Origin of the sequence: Oerskovia sp. NPDC056781, from assembly GCF_042789955.1 — a bacterium.
Taxonomy (GTDB): domain Bacteria; phylum Actinomycetota; class Actinomycetes; order Actinomycetales; family Cellulomonadaceae; genus Oerskovia; species Oerskovia rustica.
Genome location: NZ_JBHUAD010000293.1, coordinates 1 through 4,162, shown reverse-complemented (window position 1 = coordinate 4,162; position 4,162 = coordinate 1). Strand labels below are relative to the sequence as shown.

Below are 4,162 nucleotides of genomic sequence, written 5' to 3'. Positions count from 1 at the left end.
GACGAGCGGTTGCTCGTCGGGCCTTCACCATGCCGGGAGATTCTTGCCGGGTGATCTGCCGAGCTGGTCGTGCTGGTGCTGCTGTGGGGCTGCGTCAGGCGTTGACGACCTCAGGGGTGGGGTTCGCGGTGCCGACGCTCAGTGCGGGGGCTGCTCCGATGCGACGCAGGGCGTAGCCGAGGAGGCCGAACAGGACACCGAGGCCCATGACCAGTGCGCTGACGCCGTAGGAGACCACCGAGGTGAAGAGCGAGGCGCGGAGGAACGAGCCGTTCATGACCGTCGCGCGGGTCGGGTCTTCCTTGTCGAGCTCGGCGTAGGTCTTGCCCTCGCTCATCTTGAGCGCGTGCTCGTTGATGATCTCGGCCTGGGCGTAGGCGCTGAAGGGGCCGCGGACCGGCGAGCCGGCGAGCATCGACGCGTCCTCGGAGACCGTGATCTTCTCGGCGGCCAGCTGCGAGGTGATGGTGGCCCAGGTGGCTGCGCCGGCGAGCAGCAGCACGAGGCCTGCGATCATCGTGACGAGGCCGATGAGACGGACGGAGCGGGCGGGACCAGCGGTGCTGGTGCTCATGGTGTGACTCCCAGAAGAAGAGGTCGAGGCGACCTGAGATGAGGTGCGAAAGGATCGAACTTCGTTGCGATCCCTATGCTGGGAGCGCTTCGATAAGTCGACCCTACAGACCTTGTGAACGTCTTCACAAGCGAGATTTTGTGGCCTCCGTCACGCGGAGATGACAGAGTGTCAATGTCGGGAGAAGGGACCGGACGGGCCGTTCCCGAGCGTAGGGCCGAAGGTTTCCCGGGCTCGGGACGAAGGTCCCGAGCGGCCCTGCGAAACGGGCCCGTGAGCACCAGGAGGGTGGCATGGGACACGACACCGACCACGACCTGCAGGGCGAGCTGGAAGCCGTCGAGGCGGACTGGGGGCACGCCATCGTCGCCAACGACGCCGACGCGATCGGCCGGTTCATGACCGACGACTGGCTGATCGTCGGCGAGGACGGCACCACCTCCCGGGAGGACTTCCTGGCCCTCGTGCGATCAGGCGACCTCACGCACGAGTCGATGAGCAAGATCACCGGCAGCGTCCGCTTGCTGGGCGGCGCCGCCGTGCTCGTCGGCCGCGGCACCAACACCGGGCGCTACCAGGGGCGCGCGTTCGCCTCCGACGAGTGGATCACCGACGTGTTCGTCCGGGGCGCCGACGGGTGGCGGTGCGCGCACACGCACCTCACGGCGGCCCGCGACGGGTCCTGACCCCGGTCCGTCGCGCGCCCCTGGCCGACCCGCGCCCGACCGGGTGGCGCCCCGGAGAGGGACGCGGCGCCGTCGGGCCTACGGGGTCCAGTCCGGGCGCAGCGGGAAGCCCGACGCCCCGCCCGGCTCGGGGCGCACCGCGAGCACCTGGTGGAGCTGGATCTCGTTGCGCTCGAACGCGAGCCGCGACCCGGCCATGTACAAGCCCCACACGCGGGCCGTGCCGATCCCGACGTCGGCCACGCACTCGTCCCAGTGCCGGGTGAGGTTCGCGCCCCACTCGCGCAGCGTCATCGCATAGTGCTCGCGCAGGTTCTCCTCGTGCCGCACCTCGAGACCTACGTCCTGCATGGTCGAGATGATCCGGCCCGAGCCCGTGAGCTCCCCGTCCGGGAACACGTACCGGTCGATGAAGCCGCCCGCGCGGGGACGGGCCGTATTGGTGGGGCGCGTGATCGAGTGGTTCAGCAACCGACCGCCGTCACGCAGGCGACCCTGGAGGAACGTGAAGTACGCGCGATAGTTCGCGACCCCGATGTGCTCGGTCAGCCCGATCGAGCTCACGGCGTCGAAGCCGCCGTCGGTCACGTCGCGGTAGTCGCCGTACCGGACCTCCGCGAGGTCCGCCAGCCCCTCGGCCTCGATCCGTGCCTGCGCCCACTCGGCCTGCTGCCGGGACAGCGTGACCCCCAGCGCCCGCACCCCCGCACGCGCCGCGTGCCGGACCATGCCGCCCCAGCCGCACCCGACGTCGAGCAGGCGCATGCCCCTGCGCAGGCCCAGCTTGCCCGCGACCAGCGCGTACTTGTGCTCCTGCGCCTCCTCGAGCGTCGCCTGCGACGTGGGGAAGCACGCGCACGTGTACGTCATGGACGGTCCCAGGACGTGCTCGTAGAACGCGTTCGAGACGTCGTAGTGGTGGCTGATCGCCTCGGCGTCCCGTTGTCGCGAGTGCCGCAGCCCCTCGGTCAGCCGGCGCAGGCGCGACAGGTGCTCCTCGGGAGGCGGCTCGGGAGGCCGCAGGACGCCCAGGCCCAGACCGCGCGCCCACCGGGCCACCTCCACGGGGCTCGGGCGGCGCAGGCGCAGCCCGTCCGCGGCCGCCTTGAGCAACGGGTACGGGTCCCCGCCCGGCACCCCGTCCACCTGCAGGTCGCCCGCGACGTACGCACGACCGAGCCCCAGCCCGCCGGGCGACGTCGCGACGTACCGCAGGCCCCGCTCGTTCGCCAGGTGCACGTGGAACGCGGCGTCGGGCGGACCTGCGCTCGACCCGTCGTACGCGCTGAACCCGAACGGCAGCGGGCCGTCCGCCAGCTCGTCGAGGACCTCGGCCACCGCGATCTGCGTCATGCTCCCTGCACCGCCTTCTCGTAGAGCGTCGGCGTGCGTCCCGCCGGGTCGTAGCGGTCCTTGACGGCCGCGTAGTCGATGCCGCCGTACAGGGTGTCGAACGTCTCGCGCCCGTACGTCGAGGTCGAGTAGAGCGACTTGTGTCCGTGCCGCACCGCGACCGCCATCTCGATCAGCCGGTTCACGTCGCCGTCACGCCCGCCCTCGGCGATCGGGACACCGCCCCAGAAGCCCACGTTGACGTACACGCGGTGCGGTTCGAGCGGATACAGCGGCCACGGCTCGGGCGAGGCGAGCCGCAGGGGGCACAACCACACGGGCGTCATGGGGACGTGGCCCGTGAACCACGCCATGAAGCTCTCGAGCTGGTCGAGGGGCACCTCGACGTCCTGGACGACCCGTTCGTTGCGGGGTCGACGGCGAAGGTCGGCGAGCCGGCCCGTGAGGTCCAGACGCTCGTCGAGGCCCACGATCCGGCGGTAGACGTCCGAGCGTCGCCACCGGCGCGGCCACAGCCTGCGCAGCACCGGGTTCTGCACGCCGAACGCGCGCGAGCACCAGAACCAGTCCGTGTCCCAGCGCCAGAGGTAGTCGTGGGTGCTCAGCACGTCGAGCGGACGTTCACGCACGGAGAGGTAGTAGATGTGCTGCCCCGTGTAGTCGCTCGGCGCCGGCGCGAGCGACCGGGCCTCCATACGCGACGCGAAGCGGCCCAGGCACAGGTACACCTCGCCCGGGGCGAACAGGACCCCGTCGCAGAAGTCGACCCGCTGCCCCTCCCACGAGCCGTCCGCCGCGATCTTGCCGACCGCCGCGGCGACCTCCGCGACCGACCCGAAGCGCACGTTGCGGACCGCGACGAACGGCTCGGTCCGGTCCAGGCGCAGCCGCACGCGTGTCGCGTACCCGAGAGTCCCGTACGAGTTGGGGAACGCGTGGAAGAGATCGGCGTGCTCACCCGTGGGCCCGGCCGTGACGAGCTCGCCGGACGGCGTCAGGACGTCGATCTCGAGGACCGCCTCGTGCGGCAGGCCGTTGCGCAGCGAGCTCGACTCGATGCCGAGCCCCGCCAGGGCGCCGCCCACCGTGATCGTGCGCAGCTGCGGGACGACGGTCGGGACCAGCCCCCGCGGCAGCGTCACCGCGACCAGGTCCTCGTACGTGCACATGCCCTGGACGTCGGCCGTGCCCGCGGCGTCGTCGACCGAGATCACCCCCGTCAGGCCCGACGCGTCGAGGCCGGGACCAGGGGACGGGCGCCGGGGACGGAACAGGTTCGTCGTCCGCTTGGCGAGGCGCAAGGGGCGACCGGGGTCGACGGCAGCGGCGGAGCGCACCAACGAGGCCACGGCCTGCGCGTGCTGGTGCTCACCACGGACGGCACTGTTCGCGGGGGCTGACACCTCACCCACTGTAGGACGGGCGGGCGAAGCCGCCACCGGTGAGCGGGATCACAGTCGCCGCGGGGCGTCCTGCGGGACGAGTCCGTCGTGCTCGACACGGGCATCGAGACCGGGGCGCACGGCGACCGGTTCCTGATCGTCTCGAC

General features: G+C 71.5%; 4 protein-coding genes. 1 reads left to right on the top strand and 3 read right to left on the bottom strand.

Translation table 11 applies throughout. The annotated features are described in order from the left end of the window. Positions 1 to 94: 94 nt before the first annotated feature. A complete protein-coding gene (locus tag ACFRCR_RS17335; protein WP_138825011.1) occupies positions 95 to 574 on the bottom strand; it encodes an aromatic ring-opening dioxygenase LigA in 480 nt (159 codons plus the stop codon). Positions 575 to 867: 293 nt separating this feature from the next. On the opposite strand from ACFRCR_RS17335, the gene ACFRCR_RS17330 reads away from it, so the two are divergent. Continuing rightward, complete coding sequence (locus tag ACFRCR_RS17330) at positions 868 to 1,260, top strand: nuclear transport factor 2 family protein (protein ID WP_377679265.1); 393 nt, start codon at positions 868 to 870, stop codon at positions 1,258 to 1,260. A gap of 78 nt (positions 1,261 to 1,338) precedes the next feature. On the opposite strand, the gene ACFRCR_RS17325 is transcribed toward ACFRCR_RS17330, so the two are convergent. Both ACFRCR_RS17325 and ACFRCR_RS17320 read right to left on the bottom strand, forming a co-directional pair. Next, positions 1,339 to 2,613, bottom strand: coding sequence for a class I SAM-dependent methyltransferase (locus ACFRCR_RS17325; RefSeq protein WP_377679263.1), 1,275 nt, complete (start codon positions 2,611 to 2,613; stop codon positions 1,339 to 1,341). Beyond that, positions 2,610 to 4,016 (bottom strand): FAD-binding oxidoreductase, encoded by a 1,407-nt coding sequence (locus ACFRCR_RS17320; protein WP_377679261.1) that lies wholly within the window; start codon positions 4,014 to 4,016, stop codon positions 2,610 to 2,612. The genes ACFRCR_RS17325 and ACFRCR_RS17320 overlap by 4 nt, the downstream gene beginning before the upstream one ends. Positions 4,017 to 4,162: the final 146 nt, after the last annotated feature.

Bases quoted from the DNA above. Each gene is read 5' to 3' on its own strand.
- ACFRCR_RS17335 (WP_138825011.1), bottom strand. From the start codon at position 574: ATGAGCACCAGCACCGCTGGTCCCGCCCGCTCCGTCCGTCTCATCGGC.
- ACFRCR_RS17330 (WP_377679265.1), top strand. From the start codon at position 868: ATGGGACACGACACCGACCACGACCTGCAGGGCGAGCTGGAAGCCGTC.
- ACFRCR_RS17325 (WP_377679263.1), bottom strand. From the start codon at position 2,613: ATGACGCAGATCGCGGTGGCCGAGGTCCTCGACGAGCTGGCGGACGGC.